Raw genomic sequence first — 17785 nt, 5'->3', positions numbered from 1 at the left:
GAGCGGAATAATCTCCATGCCGATCAGCGGGACCTGCCCTATTCCTTTACGGAGCCGACCAGTACGCCCTTAACGAAATATTTCTGCAGGAACGGATACACGAGTATAATCGGCAGCGTCGCCAAAATGATCGAAGCCGCCTGAATAGCTTGCGGAGCGGTGTTCATCGCCGCCTCGAACTGATTGCCCGCTTGCAGAAACGCATCGCTTGAGGTCACGAACAGCTCCTTCAAATACAGCTGAAGCGGCTTGCGCTCCGGCGTATTGATATAGATCAAGGAAGCGAAGTAATCGTTCCAGAAAGCTACCGCATAAAACAGCGCGATCGTCGCCAGCACCGGCAGCGACAGCGGCAGCGTAATCCGCCACAGGATGGACAAATTGCTGGCCCCGTCGATTTTGGCCGATTCCTCCAGACTGTCCGGCAGGCTTTCGAAATAGCTTTTGATAATCAGCATGTTGTACACGCTGATCATCGCCGGCAGAAACAGCACCGGCAGCTTGTCGATCAGATGCAGGCTTTGCATCAGCAGATAAGTCGGGATCAAGCCTCCGGAGAACAACATCGTGAAAATATACATCAGGATAAAGAACTTGCGTCCGCGCAGCCGCGTTTTGGATAACGGATAAGCGGCCAGCGTCGTCATTGTCAAAGCGAGAAGCGTCCCCAGCACAGTGACAGTCAGCGACACCCTCAGAGAGCTGAGGAACGTGCCCTGCGTCAATACGTAGCTGTACGTGCCGAACTGAATATCGACGGGAAGCAGATTGACCATACCCGAGATGACGGCGGCCTCGCTACTCAGCGACTTGGCGATCAGATTGAGAAACGGCACGATTGTCGTCAAGCCGAGCAGAACGAAAAAGGCGACATTCACTACATGAAAGATTTGTTCCGGAACCGAGGCGCGTATACCGGAGCGCCTTCTGGGAGCGGCAGCCGATTCGCCTGGTTGCATGTGAGCGGTTTTCATGTTCACGATTCAGCTCCCTCCTACCAAATGCCGCGCTTCAAATATTTGCGGCTCAAATAGTTGCCCGAAATAATAAGGATAAAAGCGATCACCGATTCGAACAGGCCGACGGCCGTCGAGAAGCTGTAGTCCTGCTCGCCAAGGCCGATGCGGTATACGTAGGTGCCGATAATATCGGCCACATTGTACACGCTGGGGTTGTACATCACGAGCACCTGCTCCGTACCCGCCTCGAGCACCGAGCCCAGCCGGAGAATAAACATCAGCATAATGATCGGGACCAATCCGGGCAATGTAATATGCAGCGTCTGCTTCCATTTGCCTGCGCCGTCCATCTTGGCCGCTTCATACAGCTGCGGATCGATGCCTGTCAGTGCGGCTAGGTACACGATCGTGCTCCAGCCCACTTCCTTCCATCCCGCGGAGGCGACGAGCACAGACCGGAACACATCGCTGTCCAGAAAAAATTTCACCGGCTCCCCGCCCAGGGCAACAATCCACTTGTTTACCATCCCTCCGTTCACCGACAGCAGATCGATGAACAATCCGCTGACGATAACCCAGGACAAGAAGTGGGGCAAATACACGATCGTCTGGATCGTCCGCTTGAAGATCATGTTCTTCAGCTCGTTCATCAGAATGGCTACGATAATCGGCAGCGGGAATAAAAATACAATCTTGTAAACGGAGATCAACAGCGTATTGCGGAAAACTTGCAGAAAGCTTTCGGAAGTGAACAGCTTCTCGAAATGCTTGAAGCCCACCCAAGGGCTGGCGGCCATTCCGTCGAAAATATTAAAATCCTTGAAAGCTATCACAATGCCGTACATGGGCGTGTACTTGAACAATAGCAGGAATGCTATCCCCGGCAGCAGCGCCAGATATAAATCCCAATCCTTGCGGATGTCCGAAGCCAGCCGCTTGGTCCGGCCCGGTTTGGGTCCAGCTCCTGCGCCAGCGTCGAGGCCCGGGCCCGGCTCCTGTCTTGAGGCTGCTTGTAAGCTCATGCCGTTTCCCTCCCTTATGCGTGTCTAAGCAAGCGATGTTGCTGATTTGATCTTAGTGTAATTCGCGAGCAGGCTCAGCGCTAGAAGACGACGATTACCTTTTTCGGTACTTTCATGTACTCTTGAGCCGCCTCCTCCGAGCGCCCGGCGGAAGTTGTCATCAGGTTACCGGCGATGGTCATGATATTACCAAGCGGCGGTTTATATCGTTGGAGGGACAAGATACTACTTGTACGTAAAATGTGCGATTTTTCTATATCATTCGTCCTAGCAATGCTAGAATTCCGGCATAAGATAAACTATTCAAGAGCAAGGAGGTGAATCGGTATGGCGATCTTGCTGCCCATTGAAAACTACAATCTCAACCCGAATGTGAGCAAATCCTATTACGAAGACCTGCGTGGAGGCACTAACGCTTCCGTAACGGTCAACAACGACGGTTTTAATCCTGTAAGCCTGATAATCGTACGCGTCAACCAGCCAGTTATCATCTACGAAATCCCTGCTTTCAACAGCCTCACGCTGTCCGTCAATCTGCTGCTGCTGGCAGGCCTCGTGACGGGTGCTGGAGGCACGTTCGGCACGATTCAAGTGGTTCTGGAGAATCTCTAAGCCGCTCTGCATGACGAAAGGCCCGCTTGACCGGAATTTCAGGTCAGAGCGGGCCTTTCTTGACGATGGATCATTTCATTTCCCTTGGGGTTACGCCCCAATATTTACGGAACACCTTGGTAAAGTAGCTGACGTCCCGGTAGCCGACGAGATTGGCCGCGTCGTATACCTTCGCTCCCTTTTGCAGAGCGGCCTTGGCCTTCTCCATCTTGCGCTCCAGCACATAGGTCGAGAAGGTTTTACCCGTTTCCTGCTTGAACAGCCGGCTCAAATAAGAGGAGTTGACATAAAGCCGGTCCGCCACCGTATGCAAGGTAATCTCCTTGTCGATCTCCTCCTCGACCATGTTCAGAATCCACTTGACCGTATGATGGCTGACCGCCTTGCGCTGTTCCGTGACATATGCGGCGATCCGCTCCACGGACCGGTACAGCCAGCTTTGAATCTGTTCTTTGGTAGCGAGCAGCTGCGAATTCTGAAACAGCACATAGTCCTCCCCTGTCACTTCCTTCACCCGCCAGCCCTGCTTCTGAATAATCCGGATCAGGATGCCGCCCAGATACAGTACATGCTCATGCACCTCATCAAGCTGCCCGGCCTTCCCCAGCCCCAGCTCCCAGAGCTCGTCGGCAACCGCCCGCGCCTTCTCCGCATCGCCTGTCTCCAGTGCAATCTCCAGCGATTTCTCCAGCCCCGGCTGCACCTCCAAACCCTCATATTCGGCCTGCTGCTCCTCCGTATACGGAATGGCGATGCCGCGTCCGTACAGCTTGCGGTTCTGCAGTGCTTTGCCCGCCTGGGCGTACAGCTTGCTGACATCCTCCCAGCCGCCCGTGCTGCCGCTGATCCCTGCGCTTGCAGACACCTTCAAAAATTCCTTCACCTTCGCAAGCAGCCGATCCACTGTTGTGTTGACGGACAGCAGATGCTGATTCGGCTCTTCTTCGGCTCCTGTGTAAAACAGCACAACCGTATGCTCGTTCGCATCTGTACATACCCACGCGGATGCCTGCTGCAGCAGCTCGGCTACAATACTGTTCAACGAGAACAGCAGCAGCGGACGGTCCTTCCCGCTGAATCGCGTCTCTCCCTCCGGCAGCGGGTCCATATCCAGGACGACAAGCGCATACTGGCGATCCGGCTGCAGGTCGATCTGTACATCATGGCTGTACTGCCACACCTCCCACAGATCGTACTTGCCGCTGATCCACTGCTGCATATAGACGTTGCGCAAATAAGGCAGATGCTGCTCCCATCGCACCTCCAGCTGCATCTGATGATTGAGCCGCTCCAGCTCCCCGCGCAGCTGTCCGGCCGCCTGCAGCACGGCCTGGACGATTTCCTCTTCGCCGGCAGGCTTGAGCAAATATTTGACCACGCCGAGCTCCAGCGCCCGCTGCGCAAATTCGAAATTATCATGCCCGCTCAAAATGATCAGCTTCACGAGCGGATCTCGCTGCTGCAGCTCGCGGGCAAGCGTGATGCCGTCCATCTCCGGCATCTGAATATCCATCAGCACAATATCCGGCTTCTTGCGCTCGAACAGCTGCAAGGCCTGCACGCCGTTCTCCGCCATGCCGACGATGTCGATATCATGCTCCTCCCACGGAATGTTATGAGCCAAGCTGTTGCGCAGCCGGGCCTCGTCCTCTACGATCAGTACATTCATGCTTCCTTCACCTCAGGCAGTTTGGTTAATGCCGGCGACTGCGGTCTGAATTCATCCTTGCAGCGGTCAAGCGGCAGACGGATGGTGGCGGTCGTCCCCGCCCCTTCCTCGCTCTCGATCGTCAGCTCGGCGTCAGCGCCATACCAGATTTTAATTCTCGACTTCACGTTGCGCAGCCCGTACAAATCCTTCGCCCCATGCTCCAGATAAGAGAGCGGCCCCGTCTCGGCCGCGGACAACTGTCCCAGCTCGCTGCGAATATAGGAAAGCCGCTCCGGGGGGATGCCCTTGCCGTTGTCCCGGACGGCGATGACGAGCTGCCCTTCCTCCACCCTGCCCGAGACGAGCAGCTCGCCGTCCTCGCGCGAGTCGAGCCCATGCAGGATGGCGTTCTCCACCAGCGGCTGCAGCACCAGCTTAAGCAGCGGCACCTTCTTCGCCTCGTCCTCCAGCTCATAGCGGACCTTGAACGAATCGAGGAAACGAAGCTGCTGGACGCGGATGTAATAGTGCAGATGAGTGATCGTCTCCTCCAGCGTGAAGGTCTCCCTCCCTTTCCCCAGGCTGAGCCTGAAGAAGCTGGACAGATTCAGCACCATCTCACTGATTTCGTCGGCGTCGTAATTTTTGGCGGTCCAGTAGATCGAATCGAGCGTGTTGTACAGGAAGTGCGGATTGATCTGCGACTGCAAAAATTTCAGCTCCGTATGCGCGAGCCGCAGCTGCTGCTCATACACATTTTCGATCAGATCACGCTGTTCCTCGACCATCTTATTGAAGGAGCGGGTCAAATACCCGAACTCGTCCATCCGCTCATTCTCCAGCCTGACGCTGAAGTTGCCCCCGCCGACCCGCTTCATCCCTTTCATCAGCCGCTGTACGGGGGAGGCGATTCCGCTGTACACCGCCCAGGAGATCAGCAAAGCGAGAATGACGCTGACCGCGATGATTACATACGTATACAGGCGCGAGACATTCGTCTCCCGGTACAGCTCCGCCTTCGGCTGGACCAGGAGGAGCGACCATTTGTAGTATTTGGAGTCCACGCGCACTGTAAATTCTTTGGCAGACGACGCCGGGGCCCGGAGCAGCGCCTGTCCCCGTTCCCCCGTTCCCGTGACCAGCTTCCCTTCATCCGAATACAAATAAATTTCGGCATTCGGCGAAGGCAGCAGAGAACGGATCAAATCCAGCAGCTTCTCCTTGTTCAGACTGATTATCAGCAGATTGGGCTCCCGGTCCGGATTGTTCAGATCCATCGTCCGCACCAGGGAGATGCTGGTCGTTCCCGTCACGGAACCGAAGGTCTGGTCCTCGGGAAACGGCGTATCCGGCATCATATAGACGATACCGGTCCCTTTCGTTTCCGCGATCGTCTGCAGCTCCAGCAGATGCAGCGGCCTCTCGATCCGCTTGCCGCCCTGGGTCGTGGACAGCAGCATGCGGGAGGGCGAATGAAAGAGCGCCACATGGGAAATCAGATGATTGATCGACGTTAAGCTGGACAGCTGCTTGACGATCTCGGCAAAATTCACATAGGACTGCGCCGTAAGCGTCGGCCCCACCTGATGAAGCAGGCGCAGCATGTTGGTGTCCGTCGCAACAAGGGTGGAAAACTCCTCGACATTTTGCAGAGACAAGTCGATATAATCCATGGACGAGGTAAGCGCCCCTCTCGTCCGCTCCTCGGCCTGCTTAAGGAGAACCGCTTGCGAACGAAAGTTCACATACAGACTTACGATGACGAGCGGCAGCAGCAGCAGCAGGAAATAAAACGTGAGGCGCAGCTGGATTTTTTGTGTAGATTGGTTATAGATCCAAGCAAACATCTCCTCACCTCTCCCCTTTCTTCGTCATTCGGTACCATTCATTGACTTCCCGGGTGATCTCTTGTCCGCCTTCCTGCTCCCACCACTTCGCGTAGGCCTCGAACTGATCCAGCGGGGTAACGCCCGCGATCATCCGGATGAAGGCATCCTGCAGCGCAGATAGCTTCTGATTGTATTTGCCCATTGCCGGGGTCGGCAGCCCGTTGAACCGGTTCGGAATCAGATGGGATTCGATCCGCTGCAGATTGTCGTACAGATTGAAATGCTTGCCCAGCGAATCAAGCCTTTTCTTCGTAATCTCAGGTTCGGGAATTTCGACCAGCGAGGAATAGATACCACGGTAAATCTGCCGCAGATGCTCATCGAAGTTTGTCTCCATTTCATCGCCAGAGGCGCGCCACACTTCGTTTTCGAACCCCAGCTTCAGCGTATGATGCCCCTCTCCCGCGATGAAATTCAGGAAGCGGACAGCCTCCGCCCCGCGGGCGCTCTGCGCGGGAATGACATTGTATTCGCGCACCAAGGGACTCGCATAAGTCCCGCTTTTGCCCTCCGGGCCAACCGGGTATTCGAGCGGTATCCAGCGGGCGGCCGGATCGTTTTTCCGATGAAGATCCAGCGGGCCCCTCGTATCATACCAGGCCGCCGAGAACATCCCCACTTTGCCGGAGACGATCTTTTGCTCCAGATTTTTATTTTTGTTAATGGGAAATTCCGGGTCGATCAGCCGTTCGGCATACAGCTTGTGCAGGTAAGCGAGCGCCTGCTTCATCTCGGGCTGGACGTCCGCATACACCAGCTGTCCGTCCCGCTCCATCCACTGGCCGAGCTGCACGCCGAATGCGCCGAAGAACGGACCGGTCCGTCCCAGATTCTCCGTCGTCAGAAGTCCGATCGTATCGTCCTTTCCGTTGCCGTCCGGGTCGCCGTACGTAAATGCCCGAAGCACGTCTTCATACTCCTGAAGGGTTCGCGGAGGCTTCAGCCCGAGGCGATCCAGCCAGTCCTGGCGCGCATATATCAGCTCGACGCCACGCGCTTCGTTCAAGCTGGGAATCGCGTAGATCCGGCCGTTATAAGTCACTTTGTCCCAAGCTTCCTGGGGGATGCGGGCGCGCAAGGCCGGACCGTACTTGTCGATCAGGTCATCCAGCGGCATCAGCGCCCCCTGCTTGACATAATTGGCCACCCACACGTCGGAATGCACGTTCAGCAGATCCGGACGATTGGCTGAAGCCATCGTCACATTCAGCTTCTCGTCGTACCCTTCCGTCGGCGGCATGAGTATGCGCAGCCTGAGATTCGTCCCCTTCTCGATATAATCCAGGTAAGGGTTATCGTTTTCATGCAGCCCTTCCGGGAAAGCGAGTCCCAGACTGTCCAATACGATGGAGACCGTCGGCCTCCCCGCCTCCTTCTGTGCTTGTTCCGTGCCGGGGGGCTTGTTAGGGCGCTGCGTGCTCGCTTGAACGGTAAGAATGCCAATGCCGGCCAAGCCGGCGGTTATCAGAAGCAGCTGTTTTACCGATCGCTTCATCTCGGATGTCTCTCCTTTGCCTGTTAAGCCTGCTGCTAGTCTTTTTCGCGGCCTTAGGGGCAATCTCCTCTTTTGCGAAGCGGAAGTCGGAGGTTCTGAGCGTCACGTCCGAGGATAAGACTGCAGGAGAGAATCGCCGGGCTTAGTAAATATCCGGAGAGTCGGGAGCCGATGAAGGACAGGAAGGGGTTGAAGGGGGTGATGGAACAAGGGATATTGCTGTGCCTGTCGGCATGGAGGTGTTGGAGAAGGCGGCAGCAGACGGACATCGCCCCGGAGCTGCCGCCGGCCTATTTCTGCGAATCGGCAGCCCCTCGCCGGCCGCCTACAAGGCGGACCCGCGCAGCTCGGCATAGTCCGGCTGATGCTCGCAATCCGCCGTTACGGGGATCGACTGTACGGACAGCAGCCTTCCTTCCCGGAACAAGCAGCGATGATCGTAACAGGCGTCGTCCTGGAGGAGCAGGGGAAGAAACGCCGGCAGATTGGTTGCGACGCCGGTATTGTCCGGATGAAGAATCCATTCCGTCTTTTTCCAGTCCAAAATTCCTTCGTCGGTTTTCACAGGCGTCGGATATGGATAAGCCGGATCAAGCTCAGCCGTGTACAAATACATGCCTCCGAGCGCTCCGGCCTCGCTCTCCCAGGTGACCAGACCTTTGAAGCGGATGTCCGCTTCCCGGAGCACAATCCCGGTCTCTTCCTCGATTTCCCTCCGTACGGAAGCCCGGGGAGCCTCGCCCGGATCGAGCTTGCCGCCGACGCCGTTCCAGGAGCCCATCCACGAGGAACGCTCGCGGTTAAGCAGCAGCAGCTCGCCGGCTCGCCGGATAAAGCAGATGTTATATGCCAGCAAACGCTTTCCCTCCTGTCATCGAGCCTACTTGATGTTATTCTCGTCTTCCCAGGCATGGTTAATCAAGGTCATATGGATATGATCCTCCCATTTCCCGTTGATCTTCAGATACTGCTTGGCCAGCCCTTCCGGCACAAAGCCGAGCTTCTCCACCACTTGTAGCGAAGCCTGATTGCGCGGCATGACGTTCGCTTCGATCCGGTGCAGCTTCAGCTCCTCGAACGCTATCTGGATGACCTTGCGGAGCGCTTCCGTCATATAGCCCCGGTTGAGCTCATCCTGATCCATCTTATATCCGAGATGGCAGGAGTGAAAGCATCCCCGCACAATGTTGCTCAGCGAGACAGAGCCGATGAGACGCCCTTCCGGCTCGTCCAGCTTGCTTATCCACAGCTTGAACAGCAAGCCCGCCGCCATCCCCGCGTCTTCCTCCCGGAGCAGACGGGCCTGCTGCTCCATCGTATAATAGTGCTCCGCTCTGCTGGGCTCCCAAGGCGTCAGAAATTCACGGTTTCTCTGGACAAAGTCCAGCACCCGGCCGGAATCTCCCTCATCCAAGCCTTCCAGCGCCAAACGAGCGGTCCGATACGTGACCTTCGTACTCATCATTGTTCTTCATCCTCGTCATAAGACGAATGAAACATCCGTCACTTATTTGGGGATTCCGCCCTCCACAACAAGCGGACGTGCTCCCCCGTTTGTCTGACGCAGCTTTTGCGTCAATTGTTGCACACCGGTACGCCACATTCTGATACGCCTCCTTTATGACTAAGTGAAGCCTGGCTCAGTTCTCCCGGGCGTAGAGGATGTAATCGACAGAAGCCGGCTCCAGATTGCCCAAGCGAAGCAGATGGTTAATTTGCCCGCGGTGATACATGCCATGCAGCGCCGTATGCAGTAAAATATCGGCAAGAACGGTGCGGTATTGCGTTCCCGCCGAGTTGCGGTATACGATCTCCTCGGCCAGCTGCCGCTCGTCCGCCTGCTCCAGCACGTCGCGGAAGCCTTGCGCGTTGATTTCCATCAGACTTTCGCATGCTGCCATATCCAGCTCCGGCCAGATGGCAAGCGCCGAGGAGTCCTCGCCCCGGATTCGGGTCAGCCATACCCTCTCCGCTCCAAGCGTATGGGCAAACAGCTTCAATGCCTGCGCCTGCTCCTCTCCGCCCGCGCGCAGCGCTTTTGCAATTTTGGCATTCGCCCATTCCAAATGCGCAAACATCTGAGTATAAGACTTCATCGGCTACCCTCCCGGAAATTTGGTTCACGTATTACGCATTGAACAGATCCATCAATATGATCATGGCGAGCAGGCCGAATATGAAGGAAAAAGTCGCCACCCGCTCATTGCCGTCTCCATGACTTTCAGGAATCAGCTCCTTGTAGACAATAAACATCATCGCGCCAGCGGCGAACGCCAGTCCATAGGGCACCAGCCCTTCCACATAGCGGGTCAAGCCATAGCCCAGCAGAGCCGCGAATATTTCCACAACCCCGGTCATCGTCGCGATAAAAAATGCTTTCCACCGGTTCATCGCCTGATAGGAGAGGAACAAGGCGACAAGCAGCCCTTCAGGCATATTCTGCAAGCCAATCCCGATGGCGACGGCAGCGCCCAGATCGGAATTCACATGAGCATAACTTACGCCGACGGACAGACCTTCCGGAATATTATGCAGAAATAAGGCGGCCACAATCAAAAATGCCTTCTCGGAGCCAACCTTCTGCTGCCGCTCCAGATCGATATGCGGAATCATTTTCTCCATCAAGCTCAACACGGTTACCCCGAGAATGACTCCGATCGACACGACGACGGTATCCGATACCGCCAGCGCCTGTGGGATCAAGCCGAACATCGACGCCGACACCATAACGCCGGCCGTGAAGGCAAGCAGCAGATCCCGCCAGCGATGCGTCAGCTTCTTGAAGAACAGGACCGGTACAGCGCCCAAGCCTGTCGACATCGCCGATAAAATACTTCCCAGCAGCAAGCCTTCCATGGAATTCCTCCACTCTATTCAGAACTGCTCGATGCTTGCAGCGAGCCGGGTGCAGCAGGCCGCACGCATGGGCGAAGCGGCTAAGACCGCGTCACGGCTGAAGCTGTATACACCAGATTGCCGAAGGCGCGAATATCCTCCAGGTACGAATAGCCGGTTGGATTCGGGATTGTCTGGTTATACATGCGAACGGCGACCGTCCGCTGTTCCGGGATAACCAGCACCGCGCAGCCGGTAATGCCCAGGATCCGGAACGAGCCTGCAGGCAGCTTGTCGCCCAGCTCCGCGCGCTCGCATGGCTGACTAGTCTGCACCTGCCAGAAAAATCCGTTGCGCGGCCACGCGTCATCCAGCCCGGCAGGCGTCGCCGCCGCTGTCGCCAGACGCACAACATCAGCGGGCACAAGCGGCAGTCCCCGAAAGACGCCGCCTTCCGCATGCAGCATTCCCCATAAGGCAAGCTCACGAGCATTGACGAACAGGTTCGCCGAGCGGCCTTCCCGGTCGGGATAGCTTTCATCCAGCCCTATCAATTCCTCCGACTTCTCCGTCTCCCAACCGGTTGCCGTGAAGCCCCCCGGTCCGAATAACCGCTCCTTCAATATATGTACGAAAGGCTTGCGATACAACCTGCCAGTCAGCTCGATCAGCAGATTCACGCCTTGATTGTTGTAGGCCCATGACGAGCCGGAAGCAAATGCTCTGCCCTGACGGTCCAAGCCGTGCGTATGCGTTAGCAGATGGCGGATCGTAGTGTCTTGCAGGATGTCCGCGTCATACGGCAATGGCATGTATCGGATGAGGGGATCGTCGACACTGCCGAGCAAGCCGTCATGCAGCGCCCAGGCGACAACTAAGCCCAGGTACGACTTGCGGACCGAACCTACGTTGAACCGGGAACGGGCATCCGTCGGCCTGCCGTCCGGATGAGTGCCGGCATACCGTTCATAGGCGATCCGGCCATCCTGCATGACGATCACCGCAGCGGCCGAAGCGCCAATCGCCTGCCGGACGGACTCCACATGGTTCCAGAGCTGGATAAACCGGTCCGCCGCGTTAGCCGATTGTTCCGCGGCAACGCTCTCCTGCCGTTTATGTTCCTCCACACAGGACGGACAGACGCAAGATTTGCCGCGCCTGGAATCGGGAATCCGCTGCAGCAGCTCACTGGGGATCGAGGCTCGGAAGCACCAGCACGCTTCGATCCGCTCTCCGCTGAGCAAGGCGCATTCATTCGCTTGTCCGCATAGCGGACAGCGGCTGGCGTCCGCCTTGCGTTCCGTCTCTTGCTTCGGTTCGCTCATTTTTACTTGGCAGCCCCCTTCGCTTCGTTTGCTTATTTGGACCGGTCCCGGAACGCCTTGACCGCGAACACCGGCAGCGCCAGCTGTCTTCTCCAGCGGGACGGCTGCGCCAGCAGCCGGTACAGCCATTCCAGATTCAGCCGCTGCCAGATGACGGGCGCGCGCTTCACCTTGCCCGCGATCACATCGAGGCTGCCTCCGACGCCAAATGCCACCTTTGCTTTCAGCTCCGGCTTATGCTTGTAGATCCATCGCTCCGCTCCGGGCGCGCCGAGCGCGACGATCAGGAAATCCGGCTCCGCCGCCTGCACCTCCGCTACGATCCGCTGCTCATCCTCCGGAGAGAAGAACCCGTTATGCCGTCCTGCGATCCGCACATTCGGATATTTGCTGCGGATCGTGCTTACTGCCTTCTCGTTCGTCGCCTCATCCGCCCCCAGAAAGTAGAAGGACCAGCCCTTCGCATCGCCAAGCTCCAGCAGCTTCAGCAGCAGCTCATAGCCGGTCACGCGCTCTGGCAGCGGCGCTCCCTTCCAGCGCGACGCCATAATAATGCCGATGCCGTCCGGCGTGATCATATCGGCATCGTTGACAATCTGCCGCAAGGAAGCGTCATCCTGCGCCTTCATGACAATTTCGGGATTCGCCGTGATCAAGTGAAACGGCTTGCTGCGCCGCTCTCCGACGGCCAGCTTAAGCTCTTCAATCGTTTCATTCATCGTTCTGGTAGAGAAAGGTACGCCCAATATATGCAATGTTTTGCTCATGCTTCATCACCTGTCGCGTAATATTCCAAGCCGGCCGGATTGGCGGCTCTTGTCCGTAAACATCATAACACGGAACTCGGACACTTCCAATGCCCGAACGGAGAGAGCGGAACGCTGCCGGACCCTGGTGTTCATGACCTCGCTACGCGACATGCCGTTATTCTTCGCTTGTTTTTGGCTCCGGCTTTCCCTCGTGACGCAGGGCAATCTGCTGCCGGGCCGATGCGACATATCCGCTTTCATACTGGAACTGCTCCTCCAGTTCTTGCAAGAACCCGTCATAGCTATCCAGCGGCCGTTGACCGTATACGAATCTCCACAGCTCCTGCTCGATATACCGCTTGGCGTCATCGAGCCGAAACCCGTCCGGAGGCTGGATCAAGCCGTCATAAATAGGAATGAACGGCTGCCTCGCCGCCATCGTGAAATCCGCTTCACGCTCCGGGAATTTCGTTCTCAGATACCCCATCTCGTCCCGTCCCGTCAGCTGATACGCGTACCCCAGCGTTTCCTTCAATATTTCGTGCACAGCGACCGTCCCGTTCGTCTCGGTATAGTGCTTCCCCGCAAGTCCGTACATCACCAGCTTATTCCCCTCCGGGGAGGAGACGTAATTCAGAAGCTGAATGATTTTGTTCAGTTTCACTTTATCATTGCCAACGGATCTGGGTATCACAAGAATGCTCTCCGAAACATTCTTCCCATACGCATACCTGTCCCCGTTCGGCCCCTGCGGAGGGTCAATCGGAATCCAGCGCGCGTCCGCGTTTACACTCAGATACTCTTCCTGGTACCAGTTCGGCCAATTAAAATAAAACAGGCCCAGCTGCCCCTGCAGCGCCTTCTCTTTATGCTGCAGGTTCGTATTCGAGACAATGCCGGGATCCACCCCCTTCGTCTCGAAGATCGACCGGATGTAGGAGAGCGCCTTGGGCGTCGCCGGATCATACAATGAATTGATCAGTTCGTTGTCTTTCATATAAAAGGAGCCCGGATACGTCGTGCCAAAAGCACCGAACAGCGGCCCAAGCGCTTGATTCGGTCTTCCGCTGAAGCCGTACGTGTCCCTCCGCCCGTTTCCGTCGGGGTCCCGCTCAGCCATCGCCTTGACTACCGTGAGGAACTCGTCTGTCGTCCGGGGAACGTTCAGCTTCAGCTTCTCCAGCCAGTCCTGCCGGATCCAGTAGCTGTATTGATATGCGGTAACCGTTCTGGGCAAGCCGTAAACACCGCCTCCTACCTCCGCCAGCTGCAGTCTCTCCTTCCCGATCAGCTGTAAGGTCGGCTCGAGCAAATCCAAATACGGCGACAAGTCGAGGAGCAATTGTTGTTTGCTGTAGTGAACAAATTCCTGACGGCTGCCGATATACAACAGATCGGCATTGGAGTCTGTCGCCATTCCCATCTTCACCTGATTCGCATAATCCTCGGGGAAAAACGTGCGTATGGCCAAATCGATGCCCAGCTTCTTGTCAAGCTCTTGCTTGATCGGATCCTCCTTCGGATCGGGAAGGGGTGTACCGCCAATCATATGGACCGTAATCTTTACCCGTTCCTGCATCGGCTTCGGCTCGGCTTCTTTGCTGCAGGATACAGTCATAAAGGAAGCGGCCAAAAGCAATGCGATCGAACTGCTCATTCTGCGGGTCAATGCTCGCTCCAATAGGCTCGTCCCCTTCTGCCGTCGATATCTCGTTCGTTATGCTTCTAGTGTACAACGAACGAATAAGAAGTTTAACAATATCACGATCTTTTTTATAAAAATCCCCCGTACTTTTAATCGTGGCCGCGGTCAACTCTGATACAATGAGGATACTTGAGCCGCTTGTAAGGAGGATGAAGGATGCATCGGCTGCGATATGACATGAATTGGAAGCTCTCGACCAAAACCTTCTTGCTCACCTTCCTGCTGACGGAAGTGATCATTCTGCTGCTCGGTTATTCGTACTACAACTATTCTTCCAATATTCTCATCTCCGCCCAAACCAAATATGCGATCGATATGAACGCCAAAACGAATCATTACTTGGAAACCCAGCTCCGGTCGATCCGTAACTTCGCCGCATCAATCGTCGGGGACAGCCGTCTGCTTGAGGACAGTCCCGCCGAAATCAACCGCTGGTTTCACGATAATCTGATGTATTTGCTTCCTACAATCAATAATATTCACTACATCCAGGAAGGCCGCGTGACGGCCAGCACCTCCAGCGTCGGCTGGATGCTGATGAACAACGAAACCTTCAAGTGGAATCGCGTCCGCGTGCTGGAGGCAAACAAGCTGTATTGGACCGAGCCTTACTGGTCGGAAGCGTCCCAGTATACGGTTACTTTTTTTATGCTCGTGCCGGGCAAGGAAAATTCACGCATGATGCTGGCGCTTGATATCGGCTTCGAGAAGCTGTATGAAGCGATGCTGCCGGATGCGCCCGACCTTCTGCACGGAGAGCTGATTCTGCTTGACGCGGCGAACCGCCCGATCTATGGTAAGGGCTCGCATACCCGCTATAACGTGTACACCAATCAGGTGGAATGGACGGACTTCCCGGAATCGATTCTGGAGACCCCGTGGAACGAGTATTCCTTGACGCTGCCGGAGGCGGAGACGCGGACCGACTATTTTCTAACCCGCAGCAGCAATAATGTGATGAATTGGCAGGTCATGTGGATGATGGACAAGACGGAGCTGCTCAGGCCGCTGATGGCTACAGTTCGATTCACCATGGCGCTGGCCGTCGCCTCGCTGATTTTGGCTCTGGTGATTGCCTGGATTATGTCCAAAATGATCGGCCAGCCGATCAGGCAGTTTGCCCTGTCGCTCGATGAGATCAGCTCCGGCAACTTGAATGCCAAGATTCCCGTCAACCGCCGGGATGAGCTCGGCAATTTGGCCCGCCATTTCAACCGGATGACGAAGCAGATCGGTCTGCTGATCGAGGACCTGAAGACGACGGAGGCGAAGAAGAAGGCTTTCGAAATCCGCATGCTGCAGGCGCAGATCAAGCCGCATTTTCTGTTCAACACGCTGAATGCGATTAGCATGAAATCCAGAGAGGGCGATCTGTCGAAGGTGGATCTGCTGATTTCCTCCCTCACCCGGCAGCTCGACTACAGTCTGACGCAGACGATGGAGGATGTCAGCCTGAAGGATGAATTGAATGCGGTGGAGCATTACATCCAGCTGATGCAGGTCCGCTATGAAGGCCGCTTCGCCTATGAAACCGATATCGACCCGGCCACACTCGGTTACAAGCTCCCCAAGTTCACGCTTCAGCCGATTGTGGAGAACTGCATCTTCCACGGCTTATCGCCCATGCAAGGCTCCGGGACGCTGTTCATCGGCTCCACACGCGACGGCGGCGACTGGGAGCTGCTTATCGAGGACAACGGCATCGGCATTCCGGCGCCCGTGCTCGGAAAGCTGCGAGCGGTTCTGCAGCGCGATTCCGTCGATGAAGCGGACGAGGAGGAAGGCATCGGCTTCACGAACGTGCATTACCGACTGCGGACGCTCTATGGTCCCGCTTATTCCATGAGTATAGCTTCCTCAGCGGACTTCGGCACGCGGATCCTGATTCGAATGCCCGCAGCTAACCAACCCTAAGGAGGTACGCATCTTGAAACGAATTCTGCTGGTCGATGACGAGCCGCTCGCGCTGAAGCACATCCGCCATACCTACCCTTGGAAGGAATGGGGGTATGAAATCGCAGGTGAAGCCGGGAACGGAGAGGAGGCGCTGGGTATGATCGCCGAGCTGCAGCCTCATATCATTCTGGTCGACATTACCATGCCGGTTATGGACGGGCTCAGCATGCTCAAGGAAATGAAGGTGCGCTATCCGGGGGTAAGATGCATCATGCTTACGGCGCACCGGGATTTCGATTATGCGCAGCAGGCCCTCCAGAGCGGGGCGATGGGATACATCCTCAAATCGCCGATCGACATGGAAGCCGCCCGTTCCGCTTTGGACCGGGCCTCAGCCGAGCTGGACAAGGAGCTGGATCTGGAGAACAACAAGCGCGTCCGCCGCAAAATCGTTCAGAGCTATCAGTACTCCCTCCGCAAAGATTTCTTTGACAAAATCATCTCGGGCGTGCTGGCCGAGCGGCAGGAAATGGTTAGAGTAGGAGCCGAGCTCGACATCGAGCTTGAGATGCCGCCCTTCCGTCTCATCGTATGCCGAGTGGACGATTTGACGCGGTATGCCGCCCGCTACTCGGAGAAGGATAAGCCGCTGCTTGAATTCTCCATGCTGGAGATCGTCAGGGAGACGCTGTCGGAGAAGCTGCCGGCCGGCTTCGAGCTTTTCCCGAACCGGTTCGGGCAGTTTACTCTTCTTATTCACGCCTCGAAGTCAGCCTTAAGCGACGAGCTTCTCCGGGAGCGGCTGATCCAGCTGGAGAAGCCGCTGCAGCAGTTCATGTCGGTGCGCCTCTGCATGTCGGTCAGTCCCTCTTTCGAGGCGCTGCATGTGCTGAGAAGGATGTATGCACGAGCGGAGCAGCACCTGCTCTACCGGTATTACCAGGGGAATCCGTACCCGATATTCGCGGAAAAGGAGATCCCCTTCCAGCCCGTGCCCCGGGGCCATTTCGATCAGCTGTCGGCAGCTTTCCCGAAGGAGGCGCTGTCGGAGAACGAAAATCCGCAGGCCTTCCAGACCTGGGTGCAGCAGCTGGAGCGGATATTCGGCGAATACCGGCCGGAGCCGGCAGCGGCGAAGAGCTTCCTGAAAGAGATGCTTCAGCGCCTTCCGGACCGGATGGCTCAGCCGTACGAGGCCGCTTTGGAGGAGCCTTCCTTTCCGCTTACCGCAGCAAGCCTATGCCGGATATGCGAGGAGCAGCATCGGAGGCGCCAGCAAAAACGGCTGCGGCCTGAGGTCGCGCTTGCGAAGCAGTACATCGACCGGCATCTGGGGGACGACCTTTCCTTGGAGGATATTGCAAGGGAAATCCAGTTCAGCCCCTCCCATCTCGGACATATGTTCAAGAAGGAAGTCGGCATGACGGTATTCGACTACATCCTGTCCAGGCGAATCGAGATGGCCAAGAAATATCTCCTTGACGGACAGTACCGGAACTACGAGCTGGTAGACCGCATCGGCTTCAATAGCTACTCTTACTTCTGCACGATGTTCAAAAAGCATACCGGCATGACGCCCAACGAATTCAAGAATGCGGCCAGGGGCGAGAAGTAGTTCATAGCGAACAAGGAGCAGCGTTTAGGCTG

At 56.4% G+C, this 17785-nt stretch carries 15 protein-coding genes; 3 read left to right on the top strand and 12 right to left on the bottom strand.

Annotated features, from left to right (window positions below; all coding sequences use genetic code 11):
* Nucleotides 1-38: 38 nt before the first annotated feature.
* Together BLR08_RS10015 and BLR08_RS10010 are read right to left on the bottom strand one after the other, a co-directional pair.
* On the bottom strand, nucleotides 39-974 hold the full coding sequence (locus BLR08_RS10015; RefSeq protein WP_072329230.1) for a carbohydrate ABC transporter permease: 936 nt from the start codon (nucleotides 972-974) through the stop codon (nucleotides 39-41).
* Nucleotides 975-994: 20 nt separating this feature from the next.
* Nucleotides 995-1981, bottom strand: a complete 987-nt coding sequence (locus BLR08_RS10010; protein ID WP_083536824.1) for an ABC transporter permease — start codon at nucleotides 1979-1981, stop codon at nucleotides 995-997.
* Nucleotides 1982-2308: 327 nt separating this feature from the next.
* Here BLR08_RS10010 and BLR08_RS10005 point away from each other — a divergent pair, with 327 nt between their 5' ends.
* Entirely contained in the window at nucleotides 2309-2593 is a 285-nt protein-coding gene (locus tag BLR08_RS10005; RefSeq protein WP_072329059.1) for a hypothetical protein, read from the top strand.
* Nucleotides 2594-2663: 70 nt separating this feature from the next.
* Here BLR08_RS10005 and BLR08_RS10000 read toward each other — a convergent pair whose 3' ends face one another.
* The 10 genes from BLR08_RS10000 to BLR08_RS09955 all read right to left on the bottom strand — a co-directional run bounded on the left by BLR08_RS10000 (nucleotide 2664) and on the right by BLR08_RS09955 (nucleotide 14218).
* Complete coding sequence (locus tag BLR08_RS10000) at nucleotides 2664-4262, bottom strand: response regulator transcription factor (protein ID WP_072329058.1); 1599 nt, start codon at nucleotides 4260-4262, stop codon at nucleotides 2664-2666.
* Nucleotides 4259-6091 (bottom strand): cache domain-containing sensor histidine kinase, encoded by a 1833-nt coding sequence (locus BLR08_RS09995; RefSeq protein ID WP_072329057.1) that lies wholly within the window; start codon nucleotides 6089-6091, stop codon nucleotides 4259-4261. Before BLR08_RS09995 ends, BLR08_RS10000 begins: the two co-directional genes overlap by 4 nt.
* Before the next feature lie 4 nt (nucleotides 6092-6095).
* Nucleotides 6096-7628: an extracellular solute-binding protein gene (locus BLR08_RS09990; RefSeq protein WP_083536822.1), complete on the bottom strand. Its 1533-nt coding sequence runs from the start codon at nucleotides 7626-7628 to the stop codon at nucleotides 6096-6098.
* 325 nt (nucleotides 7629-7953) lie between these two features.
* Entirely contained in the window at nucleotides 7954-8484 is a 531-nt protein-coding gene (locus tag BLR08_RS09985; protein WP_072329056.1) for an NUDIX hydrolase, read from the bottom strand.
* Nucleotides 8485-8508: 24 nt separating this feature from the next.
* The gene (locus BLR08_RS09980) at nucleotides 8509-9093 is read right to left on the bottom strand and encodes a GNAT family N-acetyltransferase (protein ID WP_256257482.1); all 585 of its coding nucleotides are present in this window, start codon (nucleotides 9091-9093) and stop codon (nucleotides 8509-8511) included.
* Between the two features lie 175 nt (nucleotides 9094-9268).
* Complete coding sequence (locus BLR08_RS09975; protein WP_072329055.1) at nucleotides 9269-9724, bottom strand: DinB family protein; 456 nt, start codon at nucleotides 9722-9724, stop codon at nucleotides 9269-9271.
* A 31-nt stretch (nucleotides 9725-9755) separates the two neighbouring features.
* The gene (locus BLR08_RS09970) at nucleotides 9756-10484 is read right to left on the bottom strand and encodes a ZIP family metal transporter (protein WP_072329054.1); all 729 of its coding nucleotides are present in this window, start codon (nucleotides 10482-10484) and stop codon (nucleotides 9756-9758) included.
* Nucleotides 10485-10564: 80 nt separating this feature from the next.
* Nucleotides 10565-11788: a cysteine-rich CWC family protein gene (locus BLR08_RS09965; RefSeq protein WP_256257481.1), complete on the bottom strand. Its 1224-nt coding sequence runs from the start codon at nucleotides 11786-11788 to the stop codon at nucleotides 10565-10567.
* A 32-nt stretch (nucleotides 11789-11820) separates the two neighbouring features.
* Nucleotides 11821-12555: a WecB/TagA/CpsF family glycosyltransferase gene (locus tag BLR08_RS09960; RefSeq protein WP_072329053.1), complete on the bottom strand. Its 735-nt coding sequence runs from the start codon at nucleotides 12553-12555 to the stop codon at nucleotides 11821-11823.
* 157 nt (nucleotides 12556-12712) lie between these two features.
* Nucleotides 12713-14218, bottom strand: a complete 1506-nt coding sequence (locus tag BLR08_RS09955) for an extracellular solute-binding protein (RefSeq protein WP_143014352.1) — start codon at nucleotides 14216-14218, stop codon at nucleotides 12713-12715.
* 180 nt (nucleotides 14219-14398) lie between these two features.
* Between BLR08_RS09955 and BLR08_RS09950 the strand changes: the two genes are divergently transcribed.
* A complete protein-coding gene (locus BLR08_RS09950; protein ID WP_072329051.1) occupies nucleotides 14399-16156 on the top strand; it encodes a sensor histidine kinase in 1758 nt (585 codons plus the stop codon).
* 13 nt (nucleotides 16157-16169) lie between these two features.
* Nucleotides 16170-17753: a response regulator transcription factor gene (locus tag BLR08_RS09945; protein WP_072329050.1), complete on the top strand. Its 1584-nt coding sequence runs from the start codon at nucleotides 16170-16172 to the stop codon at nucleotides 17751-17753.
* Nucleotides 17754-17785: the final 32 nt, after the last annotated feature.

Origin of the sequence: Paenibacillus sp. cl123, from assembly GCF_900101595.1 — a bacterium.
Lineage (GTDB): Bacteria > Bacillota > Bacilli > Paenibacillales > NBRC-103111 > Paenibacillus_G.
Note: the sequence above shows the minus strand (reverse complement) of the source record. Positions and strands in the feature narration are given on the sequence as shown.